Raw genomic sequence first — 20,614 nt, forward strand, 5'->3', positions numbered from 1 at the left:
AAATAAATTAGTGATGACTTTTTTATTATTTAACTACAGCTTGGTTTCCTTTTACATGTTCATTATTTACACTCATAAATTCTTCAATTTCTTCAACTTCTCTAATGATATCTTTTGATAAGTTTTCATACCCGTCTTTCGTTACAAGAATATCATCTTCTATTCGAATACCAATCGACTCTTCCTCAATATAAAGACCAGGTTCAATTGTTATAACCATACCTTCTTCTAACACTCTATCTTTATATGTTCCTACATCATGTGTATCTAAACCAAGGAAATGGCTGACACCATGATAATAGTATTTTGATAACTCTTCATCTTCTTGAATTAAACCAATTGCTTTACACTCTTCTGCCAGTACCTTTTTTGTATGCTCATTTAATGCAGCGAACTTTAATCCTGGCTTAATAATCTCTGTTGTTTCTTTTAATGCTTTTAATACAATATTATAAATTTGTTTTTGGCGACTAGAGAATGTTCCATTTGCCGGGAATGTATAACTAATATCAGCGTTATAGTAGTCTTTTTGAGCGCCTAAATCTAGCAATACTAAATCACCATTTTGAATTTGTGCATCATTATCTTCATAATGAAGAACTGTAGCATTTTTCCCACTCGCCAAAATTGTATTGAATGCATGGTGCTTAATGCCAGATGATTTCAGTGTAAAATCAAATTGTGCTTCTAATTCATACTCCATCATGCCTGCTTTTGCATGCTTAAGTACGTTGTAAATACCGTCTTTCGTTATAGCAATCGCTTCTTTAATAATTTCAATTTCTTCTTCTGTTTTAAATACTCGTAATTCACAAATGTTCGGATATACATTACCAATTGTTACGTGTGGGAATTTTTCTCTTACATGTTTAGCAAATGCTAATGTTTTTGTCTCCGTACCATTCCAATCACGACGTTCTATATCTAAATATAGATGCTTCGCATTTTCTGTAAAAAGTATATTTGACATTGTCTTTTCAAAGCTATCTAAATATACAACTTTCTTTATACCTGAAATTTTCTCTGCTTCTTCGTTAGAAACTGTTTTACCGACCCATTTTTCCATTACTGGATCTGACTTTTCAATGAAAAGTGTTTCTTCAACACTACTTCCAACCTTTTTCAGCATAAAAATAACATTTGGTTCATCGATTCCCGTTAAGTAGTAAAAATTACGATTCGGTACAAATTTATAATGTGCATCAGCTGACATATGCGGTGCTTGTCCCGCAAATAATATCGTAATAGATCCCTCTGGTAATGTGTTTGCTAATCGTTCTCTATTTTGAGCAAAAAATGTTGATTTCATAATAATCCCCCTAGTGTTCTATGTATGCTTGTGAAACTAATCATCAATACAATTCATTCTATTATTGTTATAATTTTTCGTCAATTAATAGTACTCATAGCCAAAGGAGAATTTTCATTACTAAGGTCCCTTCCACGCTAAATTATGCATACCACTCCACAATTTCTTGACATTTATTCCATATACTTAAAATCACGTATATAGGAAAGGGGCCTACAAATTTGAAACATTATGTAGCAACAGGGTTAGCAATTACTTCTTTATTAATAATTTCAGGATGTTCTAGCAACGTCGAAACAGCACCAGTGAAGAAAGGAACGGCGCAATCTCAACCAAAAAATACAAAAACAGCAAATACGAATCCGCAAGACTCCTATAAAGAAATTACATCTGGAAAAATCGAGCACATTCATGGAATTGGCTATGCAGGAAATATGCTAGGTGTTTCTATTGCCACTCATAGCGGGATAAAAGTTTATCAAGATGGCAAATGGTTTGAAACTAAGACTGAGCTACATGATTATATGGGATTTCAGGCAACGAAGAACGGATTCTTTGCCAGCGGTCACCCTGAACCAGGTGCAAATTTAAAAAACCCTTTAGGATTATTGAAAAGTTCTGATGGTGGTAATACTCTTGAAAAGCTAGCATTTTACGGAGAATCTGATTTTCATAACCTTGCTGTCGGATATAATACAGAAGCAATTTATTTATACAATGAGCGTCCAAATTCTAAATTACAACAAGGTTTTTATTTCAGTACGAACAACGGACAAGATTGGGAAAATAGTAAGTTAAAAGGTCTTTCAAGTACGATTCATTCCTTTTCCGTACATCCGAATCAATCTAGTGTAGTCGCAGTAAGTGCCAAAGACGGTGTTTACTTATCTACAGATTACGGAAATACGTTTGAAATATTCGCTAAATCACTTGAATCGACCGCAATTACATTAAGTAATGAAGATGTTATTTACGCGCCTATCAATAAGCAAATCGTAACGAAGAAATCAATTGCTACAAATGAGGAGACAAACATACAAATTCCACCTTTAGATCCTAAAGATACAATTATGTATATATCACAAAACCCTCAAAATTCAGCTGAAATTGTATTTGCTACAATGAAAGCAAATGTGTTCCTTTCTACGGATGAGGGTAAAACATGGAAGCAGCTTACTAAAGAAGGAATATTCCAAATTAATTAGAAGGGTGAATATAACGTGTTTTCAATAATTAGTGAATGGAGCTATCAACTCATGTCTCCTTTAATGGATGCCGCGAATGCTACGAAATCAGTACCTCTTTTATTTGCGTTTTTATTAGGCATTGTAGGTACACTTGCTCCTTGTCAATTAACAGGAAACATTAGTGCTATTACACTTTATAGCAACCAATCTTTACAAAAAGGACATGTATGGAAACATATACTTTTATTCATTTTAGGAAAAATAATGGCTTTTACGACGCTTGGACTATTAGTATGGTTTTTAGGAAAAGAGATTCAGCAAATATTAACTTTGTATTTCCCATGGTTACGCAAAATGATGGGACCCCTATTAATTTTAATGGGGTTAATGTTGGCAGGTATTATAAAAGCAAGAAACTTCTTCTCAATCAAATTTATAAGAAAACAAAATGAAACTGGCTCATTTTTACTTGGATTCTTCTTTTCCTTAGCTTTTTGTCCGACCATGTTCGTTCTATTTTTTGGAACGTTAATCCCTTTATCTTTCTCATATAATTATGGTTACTTGTTTCCAACATTCTTTTCGCTAGGAACTGCTCTCCCTATCGTTGGAATTATGTTCATCATCTCTTATCTTGGATTAAATGGAACATTACTTAAAAAAAGTAGGAATATTGGCAAACGCGTTCAACAGGTAGCCGGTGTTCTTCTTATATTAATCGGACTTTATGATACCGCTCTTTATTGGTAATACATACAAAAGATAAGCTTCAGTGAAACGAGCTTACCTTTTGTAATATTATATTCATTTTTTCTTTTGCTGTAGTTGAGCTAATAAGTTCTTAACAAACGCGAGAAACAGCGGGTCATTCTCTTTTTTAGGTGACCATTGCATAATAAGTTGTCGTGGAATTGTAATTTCTATCGGCTGTACAATGAAGTCATGAATAATTTGCTTATGTAGTCCTGATAACGGAACGATTGTTATGCCATTAACTTGTATAGTAAGTGCTAATGCTGAACTAATTGATTCTGACTCCATCACTTTATTAACTGTTATTTCATTTTTCATCAAATACGGTTCGAGCACTTCTTTGCAACCAGAAAGCGGCATAATAAAAGGATAATTTTTTATATCATTAATAGTAAGGTTAGGCGGAACTTTTTTTGAAGAAACCATAACATACGGATCTTCACCAATGACATCATAATGAAATCCTTGTATTAAATTTTCTTTTATAGAAATAGAAAAATCTGCACTACCTGATGATAGCCAATCTAACACTTCTTGATAGCTTCCTTCTCGAACTGCAAGTACATATTGACTATGATCAATATTCCCTAGTTGAATACACTCCGCCAAACAATATACAGTAACGGAAGGATACGTAGCTAGTACAATTTTATACAAGCTTTTATTTTTCAACTGGAAAGCTGTTTCCTCAAGTTTTTCATACTCCATTAGAAGTCGATTCACACCAACTAAAAATTCTTTGCCATTTTCAGTTAGAATCGTTCCTTGTCTAGAGCGATCAAATAACGTTATAGCATATCGTTTCTCTAATTTGTTAATAATATGGGTTATTGCTGGCTGTGTCATATGTAATTCCTTTGCTGCCAGACTAATACTATTTAAACGAGCCACATATGTAAAGACTTTAAAATCAAAAACATTCATTCTGTTCTCCTTATATAAAATATATTTATATCATCTATAAATAACCTTCATTATATTTATGAAACCACTTCATTTACACTGAGTATACATCATCAATATTACAAATAGATGAAACTTATATACCCTAGAGGAGTGTTGATTAAATGAGTACTTACATTTTAGTACATGGAGCATGGCAAGGTGAATGGGCATGGGAATTAGTAAAACCTCAACTAGAGGCTTTAGGTCACACTGTTATTACACTAGACTTACCTGGAAGTGGGAAAGATACAACTCCTTCACAAAATATAACGTTAGATTCCTATGTTGATGCAGTAACAGCTAATATAAATCAACAAAATGAAAAGGTTATTCTTGTTGGACATAGTATGGGTGGAATCGTTATTACTCAAACTGCTGAACTTATACCAAATAAAATCGATAAATTAGTATATCTTTGTGCCTTTTTACCACAAAACGGAGAAAGTCTTGGTAGTAAATTAGACGGAGAAGATGGCCCGCAATTCACTATAAATGAAAATGCCTTGACTGCTGAACTTATACCTAATCTAATTGAACAAACATTTTTAAATGCTACAGAAGACGGTTCTATTAAAGAAGCATCTTTTAATCAAATGCGTCCTCAACCACTAGGACCCTTCCAACAAGAGCTGAAAATATCTGAAGAAAACTTTGGAGCCATAGATCGCATTTATATTGAAACGACTCTAGATAGAGCGATTCCAATTGATTTTCAGCGCCGAATGAATACAGAAACACCTTGCAAGAAAGTTATTACTTTAGAAGCTGATCATTCTCCATTTTTCTCTAAAGCATCGGCACTTGTTCATTACTTAAATGAATTAAACTAAATTTTTCATAAAATAAATAGACACTCACAGGTGTCTATTTATTTTACTAATTAAAAGCTATCTTTACTCTATCTACATTGCCATGCCCTTTTGCTTCATCTCCCACTTTTTATACAGTAGTACTGCACCAAATAAAAATACTCCCGCAACAAATGAAGCTACTGGTAACATCTTTATCATTCCATCTGGAAATACGAGCGGCAATAATGGAAATGCATACACTGCTGGAATACGTACACCAACAATTTTTAATAAAATAAGCATTAATATCATATTTAATAAAGTGACTACAATCCATGAATCAATCGCAAAGTACAATATTGTTCCAACAGTTGCAGATGCAGTTAATACGACTATTTGTTTAAAAGCCATTTTTTCATTGTACATCGGCTTTTGAAGTGATTCATACACGACAACTAATATTGGTGGAATAACTGCTAATTGTTCATAACCAGTTATCCAACATAAACTGATCCACACAAAGTTTAGTATTAGAAATACAATCATATACTTATACTGTATATTCACTTTTCGCTCCAGACCACTGTTCAATTTAAATATAAGTACACCAACCATTAATATAAATGTTAAAGCGCAGACCGCGATAACAAATGACCATTCCGTCGCATTTGTTACTAATGGTAATAAACCTGTCGCAATTGATGGTGCTAAATTGGATTGAATTACACGCAAAAACAGCATCATGAATACAAGCGTTAAGCTTACTTTCCCTAAATAGGCTATATCCATTTGATTCACCATAAAACCGATTACAGCTGTTATTGACGGTGCAATAAAAATTTTTTCTGGTTGTCTTAACCATCCTGGCTCACGATACGCCCATAAAGCAATTGCCATCGCCGCTATTTCCGGCAAAATGACTTCTGGATCATTTAATAACACACCCGCTGTTACCATGGCTAAAATAAATAAAATAGCAATCGTATATGAGATGATTGTTTCTTTCTTTGAAATTACTGCATTCATTATTACATACTCCTTTGTGCTCATTTCTTTCATAATGTAAAACAACAATTTTATACCCTACTACGGTATTGTATATTAACATCTTTTCTATTTCAAGTATTAGTAGTCATTTACATTCTCTCTCACCCCATACACTTACAAAACAAGGCATTTTATAGACATTGACACTTATTAAAAGATAGGTTAAAATAACTATACATTAGTAAGTAGCTAATGTAATTAAATCTAACTAGAGGTGAAACAAATGAAAAATATTTTATTCCGTATTAACGAATTGTCCAAAAAAGAAAAAGCAACTGGATTAACAGTTGATGAAAAACAAGAACAACAAATGTTGCGTCAAAACTATACACAAACATTTCGTGGAAGCTTAGATTCCATTTTATTAAACACAAAAATTGTTGATCAAAATGGTCTTAACGTTACACCAGCCGCATTACAAGATGCTCAAATACGTTTAAAATTAAGCAAATGAGTTCCGCGCTAAAGAATTTTAATAAAACATAAACAGAGCTGGATTTCCTATATAGAAATTCCAGCTCTGTTTATTGTCTTTTCTAATTTAGTAAACGAGCGATACATCGCAATTCTCCACGACACAATCATCGCAAATGCAAGTAAGAAAAACATTCCGCTTAACTCTGCCAAATCAATTGATTGGCTTAAATATGACTTTAATGCCACGCGTACAGCTAATAAGCCTACTAAAATAAATATGAATGCTTTTGACGGTTTCATAAATATATGTTCGCCTTTTATTTCGAACTTAGTTGTTTTAATAAGAAAAATAGAAAAGATAAGCCCTATACTAATTGCCTCGACTATTTCTAACGATGTTAATCGAAACTCTGGTAAAAAGTACATCATCCCGCCTGTACTCATAAAAATTGGCGGCAATATAATTTTCTTTTTCGTTACCGGCTTTTTCGCTGCTTTAAAACGTAGAAACATTACCCCAACAGCCATACAAACTGCTACGACACTTGATAAAAGTGCTATCATACTTTCCACTCCTATCTATTTAAATGACTTTTTTAGCAAAATCATAAACCAAACGAGCCCGATACTTATAATAACATGACCTAATCCAGCCATATGGCTTAAACCGTAAAAGTCAGTTCCATTTACTTGTAGAAGACCTCTCCATAGCATTGTAGCAATAGTAAAGATTACTCCTACATTATAAACAACAAACCATGCACAAAAGCTCTTTGTTTCTTGTACATGAAACACTTTACATAAAGCTAAAGCAATTAAAAAGAATACAAAACCGAGCACTAATACATGTGTATGCACTAATTGCAACATTGTGGATCCTTTAATTCCTTGTGCTTTCGTATACTCTCTTGCAAATACACCTGATAATAAACCAATAATTAAGTAAATAAATGCCGCATTATATAATTTCTTCATTCTATTCCTCCTGTTGTAAACTTTCTATATTCGCTGCAATCATTTTACGGAAAGTTTATGAACGGAATATGAATAAAATATTACATCCTATTTTCAAATAAAAAGCCATTTTGTTTATATTGGTTTACCCATTTCAAAATTACGGTGTCTCTTATACCAATAGCTTTACTAATTTCTCGGTAACTTTCATTTCCGTTCAAATAACGTTGAACGATGTATATTTTTTCATCAGTTGTGAATTTAACCATAGAAAAACTGCACCTCCAATTGTTAGACTGTGTCTAACAATTGGGGTGCAGTTCAGTTTTTAATGGTGGGATGCTCTTTTATAATTTATTCATTATTGATTATTTTCCATCCTGTAAGTTTCTAGCTTAATTTAAACCATTGCTTCAGTTTCTATAATTACTAAAATTACCCTTTTCTCATAACCGTCTAATATTCCTAAAATTTCCGGGATTTTTGAGTTCATGCGGTTAAGCCCTCTCAATTATTTTAGAACTTAACTAATCTTAGTTTGTAACTCCATTCCAAACATCGACATCATTATCATCTAAAATGGCTTTGATTTTATCTTTCTCAAAAACTACCAGATATTCATAAGGTAAGGCTAAAACTTGAATAATTGAAGGTCTAATTTTTAGTAGCTGATATGCGTAATATACTTCTAATTCACCGTCAGTTTCTTCTGTTTCATCGACAGGACCGATATACCAACCAGAATCACCTTTGTCACAATCCCTAGCTCTTTGTAAATAAACCTCATCTAGTTGTAACACATTTTTTGAAGTCACTATTTTATCGCTAAACTTTATTGTTTCACCGTCAATATTTAACTGACGTAAACAATGTACTTGTTCTAATTGCACCCATAAAGCAATTGTTAGATCACCTGTAGTATCCTTAAATGGATTTTTTGTATAATCTGGGGCAATAATATGATACCCATCTTCACGTTTGGATAGAACAAAAATAGACCAACCAACTTGCATAGAAAATCTATCAACTAATTTGTTATCTTCTACTTTAGTTAGCAAATACAATAACTTTTCTATCTGGGGGCCTAAATGTTCTTCTGCTGTAGCTATTATCTTTTTACCACCTATATTTTTAACTATTGTTTTCAATGGATTGTAACCTCTCTTTTATTGATTTTTTCAAAGCTTCTCTAGCCACTGCTTCACGTTCTAACATTTCTAGTCTTATAATTTCCGGAACATTACCGTATTTAGGGTGCCCCGGCCATGTACTCCAATCTTTTGCATTCAATGTAAGTTTTCGCTCAATGTGTTGTGCTTCTTGACGGATATTTATAAAGAAATGAGATAACTCTTTATCATTGTGCCAAGTTTCTAAAATACGGTTAAATAAGCGGTTGCTTCGATTTTTCAATTCGTGAAAATCAGCTTCCGCTTGTTCCTGAGTTCGAAGCGCGGATTAATTTCGGTCCTGTTCTTCAAATACACTTCGTAATTTTTGATTTAACTGTTTAATTTGGTTTTTGATATCTCGATCCATTTTTTTCCTCCTACCGTTTTATCTTTACGAAGGTGGTCATATTAGCGGAAAGTATTGTGAAGCTCGTGATCCATTCTCTCAAACTCTTTGGCTACCGAATGAATGTTATCGACCGCTTGTTGAAAGGTGGTGGAAAATTGTTTCGTCAAATCTAAAACTTGTTGGTTCGCTTCTTGTGCTTTTGAATTAACTGAGAGCGTAGTACGTGTCACCTTTTTTATAGAACGATTTGTTGCGCTTTGGATTGTATCTGAAGCTGCCCTCATTTGCGTTGCGATTTGTGTAGCGCTTTGAAAATTACTTTGAAATTGTCCCATCGTATAAACCCCTTCTATACTTAATAGAGCATGAAATTTATACCATATTAGTATAGATTTTTATATTGATAGAGAACCTTTGTTGGTAGGGTGTTTTTTAGAGTACGAAAGGTAATTCAATTATAAAAATAGCCTATCATCTTTTAATATTAATTGGGAATTTATATTGTACTTACACTACATTAATATTTAATTTTTAAAATTTCACATGTGGTAAAATAATAAATTGATGAAAAAGGGGACAAAATATCAGTAAATAATTCACCGCAATATAAAGTAAAAAAACTGCACCTCCAATTGTTATTCGTGTCTAACAACTGGAGGTGCAGTTCACTTTTCAACTTATTTTAAATCTTCTATTGAGAAAGCACCTGGAAGTAATTGCTCAACAGTCACTTCCTTTTCATCACCTTTTACATTCGTTAGTAAAACTTGCATTTTCGGTTCACAGAATTCAGCAATTACTTGTCTACAAGCACCACATGGTGAAATCGGTCCGTCTGTTTCGCCTGTAATAACTAAGTAACTAAAGTCACGCTCCCCTTCTGATACTGCTTTAAAGATCGCTGTTCTTTCTGCGCAGTTACATAGACCGTAAGAAGCATTTTCTATATTACAACCAGTATAGATTTTACCTTCTTTCGTAACTAATGCTGCACCAACAGGAAATTTTGAATACGGAATATATGCTTTTGCTAACATCTTATTTGCTTCTTCAATATATTTTTTCTTATCCATATTATTTCCCCCTTAAAATAATGTAATGATGATTAGTCAGTAATAACTGTATGAACTAATTTAGGAGCCACTGCTGTTTCAGCGATAGAAATGTTCTCATAGATTTTTGCTTTTACATCTTCTACATTTTCACGGTTTGCATAGATTGTTACGAATGGCTCGCCTTCTTTTACTGCATCGCCAACTTTTTTACGTAACATTAATCCTACCGCTAAATCGATTTCATCTTCTTTTGTCGCGCGGCCAGCACCTAGTAACATAGCTGCGATACCGATTTCATCTGCAACAATGTTAGAAATAACACCTGAAGTTTTTGCAGGTACATCAATTACATACTTAGCTTGTGGCATTTTTTCTGGATTGTCTACAATCGAGCTGTCTCCGCCTTGATTGCTTAAGAACTCTTTAAATTTCTCAGTTGCTTTTCCGTTTTTCATCACTTCAATTAGCATTTCACGAGCTTCTTCTAACGTATTTGCTTTTTTCGCAAGTACGACCATTTGGCTACCTAATACAAGTACTAATTCTGTTAAATCTTCTGGACCTTCACCTTTTAACGTGTCAATCGCTTCTTTTACTTCTAGAGCGTTACCAATCGCAAAACCAAGCGGTTGTGACATGTCCGAAATAACAGCCATAGTTTGACGTCCTACATTATTTCCGATACGTACCATTGCATGTGCTAATTCTTTTGCATCTTCTTCTGTTTTCATAAATGCACCAGCACCTGTTTTTACATCAAGTACAATTGCGTCAGCACCAGCTGCAATTTTTTTACTCATAATTGAACTTGCGATTAAAGGAATTGAGTTAACAGTTCCTGTTACGTCGCGTAATGCATAAATCTTTTTATCTGCAGGTGTTAAGTTTCCTGTTTGTCCAATAACAGCTACTTTGTCACGGTTTACAATATCAATGAATTGTTCTTTCGTAATTTCAACGTGGAATCCTTCTACCGCTTCTAATTTATCAATTGTTCCGCCTGTATGTCCTAAACCACGACCAGACATTTTTGCTACTGGTACATCTAAAGCAGCAACTAATGGTCCTAATACTAAAGTTGTTGTATCACCAACACCGCCAGTTGAATGTTTGTCTACTTTAATTCCTTCAATTGCTGATAAGTCGATCGTTTCTCCAGACTCAACCATCGCCATCGTTAAATCTGCACGTTCGCGATCTGTCATATCTTTAAAGAAGATTGCCATTGCAAGCGCACTCACTTGATAATCAGGAATACTTCCGTCTGTATATCCATTAATAAAGAATTTGATTTCTTCAGTCGTTAGTTCTTTGCCGTCACGTTTTTTTGCGATAATATCTACCATTCTCATTACAATCACCATTCCTTTTTATATTATATGAATCTATTAAAATAATAAGCCAACGATTGTTGCTGATAAGAAACTTACTAACGTTGCACCGAATAGTAATTTCAAACCAAATCTTGCGACTACATTCCCTTGCTTTTCATTTAAGCTCTTAACTGCACCTGCAATAATTCCAATTGAAGAGAAGTTTGCAAATGAAACTAAGAATACAGATATAATTGCTGTCGTTCTATCTGAGAAATTAAAGTTTCCTTGTGCTAAATCTGTCATTGCGACAAATTCATTTGATACTAATTTTGTTGCCATAATATTTCCGGCATTAACTGCTTCATGCCAAGGTACACCCATAATAAATGCAAATGGTGCAAATGCATAACCAAGAATTTCTTGGAATGAAATACCGATTACACCTTTAAATACTGCATTAATGAATGCGATAAGAGCAACGAAACCGACTAACATAGCTGCTACTGTAATCGCAACTTTAAATCCATCAATAATGTATTCCCCTAATACTTCAAAGAAGGTCTTTTTCTCTTCTTCTTGTACTTCTAACATATCTTCTTCCTCAGTAACTTCATACGGGTTAATGATAGAAGCGATGATGAAGCCACCGAATAAGTTAAGCACTAAAGCGGTTACAACATATTGTGGTTTTAATAACACCATATATGATCCAACGATAGACATAGAAACTGTAGACATTGCCGATGCACATAATGTATACATTCTTTTCTCTGGCAATAACCCTAGTTGTTTCTTAACTGATATAAATACTTCAGATTGTCCTAAAATCGCAGAAGCAACAGCATTATATGATTCTAGTTTCCCCATTCCATTTACTTTACTTAATGCTAGACCGATAGATTTCACAATAATAGGTAATACTTTAATATGTTGCAAAATACCGATTAAAGCTGATATAAATACGATTGGCATTAATACACTTAAAAAGAACGAAAACTCTTTTTGATTTACTAATCCACCAAATACGAAATTCACACCGTCAGCGGCATATTTTAATAACTCTCCAAAACCATCTGCTATTCCGCTAATTAATATATTCCCTATACTTGTATTTAATAATAGAAACCCCAAAATGAATTGTAATATAACCATCGTTATGATTGGACGATATTTGACTTTCTTTCTATCATTACTAGCAAGCCAAGCGATACCTAAAATCAATACGAGGCCAAAAACACCGATTAAGTATTTCATAAGCCGTTTCCTCCCATTCGTATCCGCTTACATTTTTTTTAATTGTTAAAGCAATAGATATACTTTAAACGTATATCTATTGCTTTAACCTTTTATCGATTAGTAGTTATCTGTAGCACCTTTTGCATCATTTAATACGATTGCAACACTAGCACTTGCTCCAACGCGAGAAGCTCCAGCAGCTACCATTTTATCTGCATCTTCACGTGTACGAACACCGCCAGATGCTTTTACACCAACGTTTGGTCCTACTGTTTTACGCATTAATGCGATATCTTCAGCAGTTGCTCCGCCAGTTGAGAATCCAGTTGAAGTTTTTACGAAGTCAGCACCAGCTTTTACTGATAATTCACAAGCGCGTACTTTTTCTTCATCTGTTAATAGACAAGTTTCAATGATTACTTTTACAAGAGCTTTTCCTTTTGCTGCTTGTACTACTTCATAAATATCTTTTTCAACAAGTTCGTTGTCGCCATCTTTTAAAGCGCCTACGTTGATTACCATATCAACTTCAGTTGCACCTTTTGCGATAGCATCTTTTGTTTCAAATGCTTTTGTTTCAGTAGTGCTTGCTCCTAATGGGAAACCGATTACAGTACAAACGTCTACATCATGTCCAGCTAGTTCATCAGCCGCTAATTTTACCCATGTTGGGTTAATACAAACAGAAGCGAATTTATATTCCTTTGCTTCTTCGATTACTTTCATAACATCTTCTTTAGTAGTATTAGCTTTTAAAATTGTATGGTCAATTAACTTTGCAATGTTCATTATCTTCACTCCTCATATCTTTTAACAACTTCATTCTAACTCTTAGTTGAACAAATGTAAATACACTTTTGAAATTTTGTTCATTCTTTTTTAAAAGGAATTTTCTTGTAGTAAATAAAGCGCATTCTAACTAAGAAACAATTCCTATTTAAAATCAAAACTTTTATATTAACAATGGTAGTATGTATCTCCATATCCATAATTATTTTTAAAAAGGCAATTTGTGTTCAAAAAAAACACCTATCATTCATACATAACAAAATAAAAGGCGTTCTCAAAATTAACATTTTGAGAACGCCTTTTATTTCTAATCTTTTTGATAATGTAACAATTCTTTTGCTGTATGCTGATCGATAATTAATACATTTGCATACCCGCCACGTAACGCACCATCAATTGCTTTTATTTTTCTATTACCACCTGCAACTAAAATAGAGCGTTTTTTTAATTTCAGTTCCTCTAACTCAATTCCAATGGTCCGCTTATTAATTTCTTCACTACTAATATTTCCGTCTCCATCAAAGAAACGTGAACAAATGTCACCGACCGATTGTTTTTTGAGTAAACTTGTTTCCTCCTTATCGAAATAACCTAATCGGAATAATAGCGCTTCATCTCGCACTGTTCCTACAGTAAAAATTGCAATATTCGCTTGCTTCCCCATTTCGATAATGTGATGAATATGTCGATCCTGCTCTACTAATTCTTTTGTCACTGCATTATCAAATATAACTGGAAGAGGTAGATTTCTTGGCGTCGTTTGAAAAGCATCTGCAAATAAAGCTATCGTCTCATTCGCATATGTATTTACACTCGAGTGACTAATGCCACCTTTTAGCTGGACAACCTCTATCCCTTTTACATGTTGCGGTACGATTTTTCTAGCGATTTCATACATTGTCATTCCCCAGCTTACACCAACGATATCACCATTTTTAACCGTCTTTTCCATATACTCAGCTGCATATTTACTAATATACTCTGTAATCGTTGCATATTCTGGCACTGGAGAAAACACAACATGTGCCTCTAACAAGTTGTACTTTTCTTTTAGTAAATTCCCAACGTTATCTAAATCCGCAAATGGATCGGCGATGCTAATTTGAACAAACCCTTTTTCTTTCGCGTACTTTAACAATCTAGAAATCGTCGGTCTTGAAATATTTAATTTGTTAGCAATTTCTTGCTGACTATAATCTGATTGATAATATAATCTTGCAACTTCAACGCTTAATTGTTGTTTATCTTTTTCCATAGTAACTCATTACAAATCCCTTCCTGTATTTCCCTTTCGTTACAAGCATTATACAGCTTTATGCAAAAAAATTCGACTACCGAATTTTATCTAACTGAACTTATATTCCACTTATTATATACAATGAAACCGTTCAATAAGAAACATAAACCATCGTCTAAAAACTATTCAAATACCCCTTATAAACAGAAGATACTGGTTATAAGGGGTATGTATTCAATTTAATTTTATAAAAATTGGATGAAAACAATGCAAGTTCCCACTTATTTAGAATAAGTGAAAAGATGATGTTTTATTTGTTCAATAAAATAATGATGGTGTATATTATCGTTAGATACTCGACTTGCCATAATAGCCCCCTCCATTGAAGATGCAAGAAAGGAAGCAAGTGATATAACCTCTATATCTTCTTTAAGTTCTTGTTTCTCTATTCCTTCTTTTATGAGAGAAGCCATTAACATTACTGTATCATCATAACCTTTTGCTGCTGCTTTTTGTAATTCTGGAAATACTCCAGTACTTTCAATTGCGCTATTAAGTAATGGACAGCCTCCAGCAATAGGAGGATTATTAGCTGCATCTTGATATACAAGGAAAATTGCAAGGATTTTATCGATTGCTGTCTTTTTATTTTCCATTGCTTTATGAAAATGACTCCACATAATCTCACCACTTTTGTCGTAGGCAGCAAGGACAATTTCTTCTTTACTTTTGAATCTACGATAAATAGATCCTTTAGGTAGTTCAGTAGCTGTCATTATATCCTGGATGGATGTGCGAGTTATCCCATTAGTATTAAATAAATATAAAGATGTTTCAATAATTTTTTCTTTAACCTTATCAACTTTAGTCATGCTTTGTAATCCTCCTAATAAAAACGAGCTTAATATTCCAGGTGATATTTACCATCTATTTTCTTGAATTTTTTTGTAAGTATAAAGAAGTTTGAAGCGAAAATATCTTATCAACCCCTATATTATGTGAACCTCAAACAATACAGTTTGAAAAGAGATTAATCAAATTGTATTATCTATATCATTCAAATGAATTTTCTGTCAAAATTAACATGACCAATTATTTAATTCAGTCATGTTATACAACTAATTTCACCTAACTTCGTAGTAGGTGTAAAAATATATAGTTAAATTTAACGTATAGACATATGATTATTATATATAATTTTGATTAATATGTTTAGCTAAAGTGTTTGAACTATCCCCACTTTCACTTCATTCTATAAAAGGGTAATCATTAATGATTACTGGAATTAAATTGTACCAAAGAAACTGAGATATAAATATATTTGCTTTTTTTCCATTTGGATTTTGTTAATACTTTATAAAAAGGGTTTAAAAAACTAGAAACTTATAGTATCATTAGGTTCCGGACCGAACCGTCCGGTTTATAATCTTATATAAATATATTTAGAAGGAGAACGTTATGCAGAGAGAAAAATCAAAAATTATAGGTAATTTAATTATGGGGGCAATACAGTGAACTTTATAAAAATGAATAAAAAAGAAATCATTATGCTCATAATCTTTACAATGTTTGTACCATTTCAAATTGGCTTGTACATATTATTTGGCATATCACTTTTAGCTAATGTCAATTTAGTTGAATCAGAATTTGTTCTTAGTGCCATCGGTTTTACTGTACCTGCTATTGTAGGAATCATTTTCTTTAGGAAAGAAATTATTGAAAGTTTTACTTATTTTAAAGAGAAGACAATTTTGAAAATAGTAAGTATTCCTATGGTAGTTTTATTTACGGTAATTGTGGAACAGTGTGTTATGCGTTTTCTAGCAACTGGTCAACCAGAGAACCAAGAGCAGCTCCTTGAAACGGGTGCGGAGGTACCTCTTGTATTTACATTGCTTGTATTTGGTATTCTGGGTCCAATACTTGAAGAAATTGTGTTTCGTCACATATTAATAAATCGTTTTTCTTACCATATTGGTACTGCTATTGCATCTATCATTTCGATTATGATTTTTACACTTCTTCATACGAACCAACTTTCGGATATTGCTATTTATTTACCTGGATCGTTGATACTTACTGCGGCTTATCTTATTTCTAAAAGATCCATTGCATATGTTATAGCGATACACATGTTAAACAATTGCCTTGGTTTCATTCTGTAAGAAACTAGACTTGTTTCTGGTGCCAAAAATACTTTTTCTATGGCATAAGAAAGCTAATCAAAAATTATAAGATATTAGGAGAGTGTCAGTCATGATTGTAACAACAACTTCTGGAATTCAAGGTAAAGAGATTATTGAGTATATTGATATTGTAAATGGTGAAGCTATTATGGGTGCAAATATTGTCCGCGATGTATTCGCTTCCGTTCGTGATGTTGTCGGTGGCCGTGTTGGTGCTTATGAAAGTAAGCTAAAAGACGCTCGTGATATTGCAATGGGCGAAATGAAAGAACTTGCAAAAGAAAAAGGTGCGAACGCTATCGTTGGTATTGACGTAGATTACGAAGTTGTTCGTGATGGAATGTTAATGGTTGCTGTCAGTGGTACAGCTGTACGTATATAAGTAAATAAAAAAAACGGTTCCCCTTGGAATTTATACTTTGAGGGGAAATCCTGGTTCTGTTGCAGATTTTAAAGAATAATAAGAGATGTTGATAAATCATTGTACGTCGAAAAACACAGTTTGAGTGTAAACTGTGTTTTTTTATATAGAGGCCCCATCCCATCACTATCAAGCTAAAATTTTTTAGTGCCTCTAGAACGAAATTTTGTATTAACTTGTAACAAAAAGTTCATTTTTATTTTGTTGATAATTCAGAATATTTCGGTTGATAGGTATGTGGCGGTACCCTGATACGGTACAAATTTTTTATAAACGGTTGTAAGATTCTACGTTTTTGACCATTCTGTACAACGATAACTTTGGTTTATTAATTTCGCCTGTAATCTGGTAGCCTATCCTCTGATACAATTTAATGGCAAGTTGATTCTCTTTCTTTACCGTCAGAGAGCATTTGGCAAAGCCTTGCAGGGAAGCTTGTTCCTCGGCAAACTTAAGTAGTCTGGTACCTATCCCTAGTCCTCGACTTTCGGGCAATAAGGCAATTGTTCCGATGTGAAACTCGTCATCTTCTCCCTCCTTCAAGGTAAACATGGAATAAAGCATTTTGATATTCAAAATGTTATAAATAACAAAACCCAGCTTTCGGAATGAAAGCAGCTGTTTAAAAGTGGACCAGGCAAGACGGTTTAAAACGGGTATGGGATAGCAAGTAATCATCCCTAAAGTTTTCCCGTCCATTTGAGCTTCATAAGCGTATTGATGACTAAAACGGTTGTTCTCCTGCCGCCAGAGCTTACAAAATGTCCCTTCGACTGTGTTCTTCTCCTCAGATCCTGCAAGTGGAAACGCCATGTATTCCAATGCCATTACATTTAACTGGGCGCCGACCATGGATTGATGAACAGCCTTTACAATAGAGATTTGATTCATTTCCCAGTCCTCCTTTTCGCTTTCTGTATTATTGATATTAATTATCATGGATTTGAATCAGTTCACTTACCTCTCAAATCATCCTTAGCTTTAAAACCATAATAAAATGTATTTAAAACAAGCTCTGCAGCAGATTTTTTAGCCACATTTCCTTCATGTACCTGTTCCCAAGTATGGAAAAGCAGAGCATAAAGCGTATTCAAAATCCATTCGCTGCTAACCGTTTGCTGAAAATAACCTCTTTGTTGTAACAGCTCAATAACGCGTCGTAAGGGTTCCCTCAGCTTCTCTTCTGCTTTACCTAATTCTTTGTTGTTAAATACAGATGCATCATGACCTAGAAAATAGATTTTGTCACCTAAAGGGATTAACGCTTCAATGAGTTCCGGGATATAGTTTTCGCTTCTTTCCTCATCCAGTGGAATCTGGTTTACAGTATCACTTACCAGTTGTATAGCCCGATGGCCTAAGAACAGCATCAATTTCTCCCTGCTTTCGACGTAGCGATGGAGTGTAGCAATTCCAATTCCCGCATATTCCGCAATTTCATTCATCGAAGCAGTAGGATTTTCAACAAGCAATATAGTAGCCGAATCAAGAATTGCATTAAATCTCGCTTCCTTCAACGCTGACAAGTCTTTCTTCATCGTCAATCTCTCCCTTTTTCTGTATAAATTCGTCATTTTTGATAGAAAAATATATCATTTGATATTATAATAAACAATCTCAAATAAAGTGTCCAGATGCTGAATGTAGCTTTTCAAAAAGAATTATATTACTGAAACTGATAGTACTTTGAATGTTTCATTTTTAGCATTTCATTATTTAGATAACGATGAAGAAATTAAATTATTTAATGTAATAAATACAAGAACCAAAGGAAATGGTTCGAATCGCTTTCTTAGTAGAGAAATTGATTACCTTATCTAGGTTTTTTAAACTATTTTTCATGACGCATTAATACTTATAGTAATTTTTCTACTTTTATTAAATCCGGTTGCACTTCATTTAATTACTGAATGTTTTATAATGAAGCTTCTTTCTGCATAAAGTTATCGGTTTACTTTAAAATTCACTTCCGGGTATTTGGTCATCAGCCTTTTAAGGGTTGAGCCGTCATCCTTCTGTTTTACATACTGGTCAAAAAATGCCAGGCTGAATTCGTTGATAATACGATGAACTTCCTTTGGATTTTCACCTGGGCTCTGCAACAGAGGGGAGAACAAATGTAAATCAGTGAGGCTTGTATGATCCGTATGAGGTATGACCATTGACATACCACCACCAGCTAACCCACGTCCATATCGCTCCCTCACTTCATAGGGATCTGCTTCATCAGGCTCTTCTGCACTCATGAGTAGAAATGGTTTTCCAATTCCACTTTCAGGAAAGATTTCTCCATACAATGTACCATCCATATTGATAGCTGCTTTGACACGAGAATCTTTTGCAAGTATTTGTGCTGCGGTAGCTCCACCGTAAGAGTGACCAAACATTCCAATTCGCGAAGTATCCATTCTTCCTGTAAAGAAGCCGGTCTCATCGTTTTGATTAAGTTTCTCTATCTGATTAAGGACAAAGCTGACATCTTCCTCCCATAATTTTATGTGGCTATCCCCTTCATCAGTTAAATTGATGGGCTGTACGTAAGCAGTTCGACCATCTGGAAAGACGGTAGCTGCAGCATCAAAGGTATGATCGATACTTAGAACAATATATCCTTGACTAGCCAACTCCTCAACTTGAAACGTGTTTTGATTACGAAAACCATTAAAACCATGAGAGAAAAGTAATATGGGATAATGATTCTCTGAATCTGAGAGTTGTAAATCCATAAACGAATGAGATTTTACCAATTCCATGTGGCTGAATGCAAATGCAGGAATGGACAATGTTTTTTCCAATCCCTTGGAAAGCTCATTTATGTTACGAATATAAGGTTCTGGATCCCCCTTACTTTTTTCAGCTGTAGGATACCAAATTTGCACCATCAGTTCGCGCCGATCGGTTGGATTTTTCGAATATGGTTCATTTCTCTGATGATCAATCCAATGATATACCTTCGTACCGATCCTATGTGGGCCGGTTGGTTCTTCAAATGAAAATACTGGCATAAGTAAGGGTAGCGCCACTGCTACAGACAAATAGATACATAGCAACGAGGTCTTAACTATGAATATACCCCAACTTCTACAGCCCTTTTTCCGCCCAGTTAATAAATAGCATAAAATTAAGATAACTGGGGATACATATGCCGGAATCATCTGCCACCTAAAACCTTCTGCCAATAACTGAACTGTAACCATTACAACGGCAATCAAAGTAGCTAATTTAGACCACTTTTTCGTTTCTCTGCCTATTAACAGTATCCAACTCAATAGACTAAAATTCACTACTATCAAAACAACTTCCCAGAAATTCATTGGCCTATCTCCTTTGAATGTATTTTACTTCTAATTAAAGAGGTAGTTTTCAGCCTAAGCAAAAGCAGATGAACCCCCTATATAGTTGCACCAATTATGCTTAGTAACCGTTTCATCCACTCTACTCCTTTCTTCA

22 protein-coding genes and 2 pseudogenes are annotated in these 20,614 nt (G+C 34.0%); 6 read left to right on the plus strand and 18 right to left on the minus strand.

The annotated features are described in order from the left end of the window. Positions 1–25 precede the first annotated feature (25 nt). Entirely contained in the window at positions 26–1,309 is a 1,284-nt protein-coding gene (locus ACLBXA_RS21145; protein ID WP_447617436.1) for an aminopeptidase P family protein, read from the minus strand. A gap of 221 nt (positions 1,310–1,530) precedes the next feature. On the opposite strand from ACLBXA_RS21145, the gene ACLBXA_RS21150 reads away from it, so the two are divergent. Further along, the gene (locus ACLBXA_RS21150; protein ID WP_025710125.1) at positions 1,531–2,514 is read left to right on the plus strand and encodes a F510_1955 family glycosylhydrolase; all 984 of its coding nucleotides are present in this window, start codon (positions 1,531–1,533) and stop codon (positions 2,512–2,514) included. A gap of 15 nt (positions 2,515–2,529) precedes the next feature. After that, the gene (locus ACLBXA_RS21155; RefSeq protein ID WP_222124715.1) at positions 2,530–3,246 is read left to right on the plus strand and encodes an urease accessory protein UreH domain-containing protein; all 717 of its coding nucleotides are present in this window, start codon (positions 2,530–2,532) and stop codon (positions 3,244–3,246) included. A 54-nt stretch (positions 3,247–3,300) separates the two neighbouring features. On the opposite strand, the gene ACLBXA_RS21160 is transcribed toward ACLBXA_RS21155, so the two are convergent. Then, entirely contained in the window at positions 3,301–4,173 is an 873-nt protein-coding gene (locus ACLBXA_RS21160; protein ID WP_001100328.1) for a LysR family transcriptional regulator, read from the minus strand. Positions 4,174–4,316: 143 nt separating this feature from the next. Here ACLBXA_RS21160 and ACLBXA_RS21165 point away from each other — a divergent pair, with 143 nt between their 5' ends. After that, positions 4,317–5,024, plus strand: coding sequence for an alpha/beta fold hydrolase (locus ACLBXA_RS21165; protein ID WP_447617437.1), 708 nt, complete (start codon positions 4,317–4,319; stop codon positions 5,022–5,024). Between the two features lie 72 nt (positions 5,025–5,096). Here ACLBXA_RS21165 and ACLBXA_RS21170 read toward each other — a convergent pair whose 3' ends face one another. After that, positions 5,097–6,011, minus strand: a complete 915-nt coding sequence (locus ACLBXA_RS21170) for a hypothetical protein (protein WP_000994721.1) — start codon at positions 6,009–6,011, stop codon at positions 5,097–5,099. A 244-nt stretch (positions 6,012–6,255) separates the two neighbouring features. Between ACLBXA_RS21170 and ACLBXA_RS21175 the strand changes: the two genes are divergently transcribed. Next, positions 6,256–6,486, plus strand: a complete 231-nt coding sequence (locus ACLBXA_RS21175; protein WP_000789783.1) for a DUF896 domain-containing protein — start codon at positions 6,256–6,258, stop codon at positions 6,484–6,486. A gap of 47 nt (positions 6,487–6,533) precedes the next feature. Here the strand turns inward: ACLBXA_RS21175 and ACLBXA_RS21180 are convergent, their stop codons facing one another. From ACLBXA_RS21180 to ACLBXA_RS21235, 12 genes and pseudogenes are all read right to left on the minus strand, one after another. Further along, positions 6,534–7,013 (minus strand): CcdC family protein, encoded by a 480-nt coding sequence (locus ACLBXA_RS21180; protein ID WP_000561076.1) that lies wholly within the window; start codon positions 7,011–7,013, stop codon positions 6,534–6,536. Between the two features lie 15 nt (positions 7,014–7,028). Continuing rightward, the gene (locus ACLBXA_RS21185; protein ID WP_000737876.1) at positions 7,029–7,424 is read right to left on the minus strand and encodes a DUF2871 domain-containing protein; all 396 of its coding nucleotides are present in this window, start codon (positions 7,422–7,424) and stop codon (positions 7,029–7,031) included. Positions 7,425–7,528: 104 nt separating this feature from the next. After that, positions 7,529–7,672, minus strand: a pseudogene (locus ACLBXA_RS21190) (transposase); the annotation flags it as partial. A 264-nt stretch (positions 7,673–7,936) separates the two neighbouring features. Next, the gene (locus ACLBXA_RS21195) at positions 7,937–8,551 is read right to left on the minus strand and encodes an immunity protein Imm33 domain-containing protein (RefSeq protein ID WP_447617439.1); all 615 of its coding nucleotides are present in this window, start codon (positions 8,549–8,551) and stop codon (positions 7,937–7,939) included. A 127-nt stretch (positions 8,552–8,678) separates the two neighbouring features. Further along, positions 8,679–8,942: pseudogene (locus tag ACLBXA_RS21200) on the minus strand (DUF3958 family protein); the annotation flags it as partial. A gap of 41 nt (positions 8,943–8,983) precedes the next feature. Then, complete coding sequence (locus ACLBXA_RS21205) at positions 8,984–9,259, minus strand: TIGR04197 family type VII secretion effector (RefSeq protein WP_046392616.1); 276 nt, start codon at positions 9,257–9,259, stop codon at positions 8,984–8,986. Positions 9,260–9,601: 342 nt separating this feature from the next. Next, entirely contained in the window at positions 9,602–9,997 is a 396-nt protein-coding gene (locus tag ACLBXA_RS21210; RefSeq protein ID WP_079245343.1) for a cytidine deaminase, read from the minus strand. Between the two features lie 32 nt (positions 9,998–10,029). Then, complete coding sequence (locus ACLBXA_RS21215; protein ID WP_001983022.1) at positions 10,030–11,331, minus strand: pyrimidine-nucleoside phosphorylase; 1,302 nt, start codon at positions 11,329–11,331, stop codon at positions 10,030–10,032. A gap of 36 nt (positions 11,332–11,367) precedes the next feature. Further along, on the minus strand, positions 11,368–12,549 hold the full coding sequence (locus tag ACLBXA_RS21220; protein WP_000876177.1) for a NupC/NupG family nucleoside CNT transporter: 1,182 nt from the start codon (positions 12,547–12,549) through the stop codon (positions 11,368–11,370). A gap of 99 nt (positions 12,550–12,648) precedes the next feature. Continuing rightward, positions 12,649–13,320 (minus strand): deoxyribose-phosphate aldolase, encoded by a 672-nt coding sequence (gene deoC / locus ACLBXA_RS21225; RefSeq protein ID WP_001017441.1) that lies wholly within the window; start codon positions 13,318–13,320, stop codon positions 12,649–12,651. A gap of 307 nt (positions 13,321–13,627) precedes the next feature. After that, complete coding sequence (locus ACLBXA_RS21230) at positions 13,628–14,575, minus strand: sugar-binding transcriptional regulator (protein WP_000409779.1); 948 nt, start codon at positions 14,573–14,575, stop codon at positions 13,628–13,630. Positions 14,576–14,838: 263 nt separating this feature from the next. Continuing rightward, positions 14,839–15,429, minus strand: a complete 591-nt coding sequence (locus tag ACLBXA_RS21235; protein WP_000169651.1) for a TetR/AcrR family transcriptional regulator — start codon at positions 15,427–15,429, stop codon at positions 14,839–14,841. 639 nt (positions 15,430–16,068) lie between these two features. Here ACLBXA_RS21235 and ACLBXA_RS21240 point away from each other — a divergent pair. After that, positions 16,069–16,722, plus strand: a complete 654-nt coding sequence (locus ACLBXA_RS21240; protein WP_001009305.1) for a CPBP family intramembrane glutamic endopeptidase — start codon at positions 16,069–16,071, stop codon at positions 16,720–16,722. A gap of 91 nt (positions 16,723–16,813) precedes the next feature. Further along, positions 16,814–17,125 carry a heavy metal-binding domain-containing protein gene (locus ACLBXA_RS21245; protein ID WP_000637518.1) on the plus strand — a complete coding sequence of 104 codons (312 nt, stop codon included), beginning with the start codon at positions 16,814–16,816 and terminating at the stop codon, positions 17,123–17,125. A 306-nt stretch (positions 17,126–17,431) separates the two neighbouring features. On the opposite strand, the gene ACLBXA_RS21250 is transcribed toward ACLBXA_RS21245, so the two are convergent. The 3 genes from ACLBXA_RS21250 to ACLBXA_RS21260 all read right to left on the minus strand — a co-directional run bounded on the left by ACLBXA_RS21250 (position 17,432) and on the right by ACLBXA_RS21260 (position 20,478). Next, the gene (locus tag ACLBXA_RS21250) at positions 17,432–18,055 is read right to left on the minus strand and encodes a GNAT family N-acetyltransferase (protein ID WP_001071938.1); all 624 of its coding nucleotides are present in this window, start codon (positions 18,053–18,055) and stop codon (positions 17,432–17,434) included. Positions 18,056–18,117: 62 nt separating this feature from the next. Beyond that, positions 18,118–18,702, minus strand: coding sequence for a TetR/AcrR family transcriptional regulator (locus tag ACLBXA_RS21255; protein ID WP_000710982.1), 585 nt, complete (start codon positions 18,700–18,702; stop codon positions 18,118–18,120). Positions 18,703–19,107: 405 nt separating this feature from the next. Beyond that, positions 19,108–20,478, minus strand: coding sequence for an alpha/beta hydrolase family protein (locus tag ACLBXA_RS21260; protein WP_001012300.1), 1,371 nt, complete (start codon positions 20,476–20,478; stop codon positions 19,108–19,110). Positions 20,479–20,614: the final 136 nt, after the last annotated feature.

The sequence above is a fragment of the Bacillus sp. D48C genome (genome assembly GCF_053345735.1).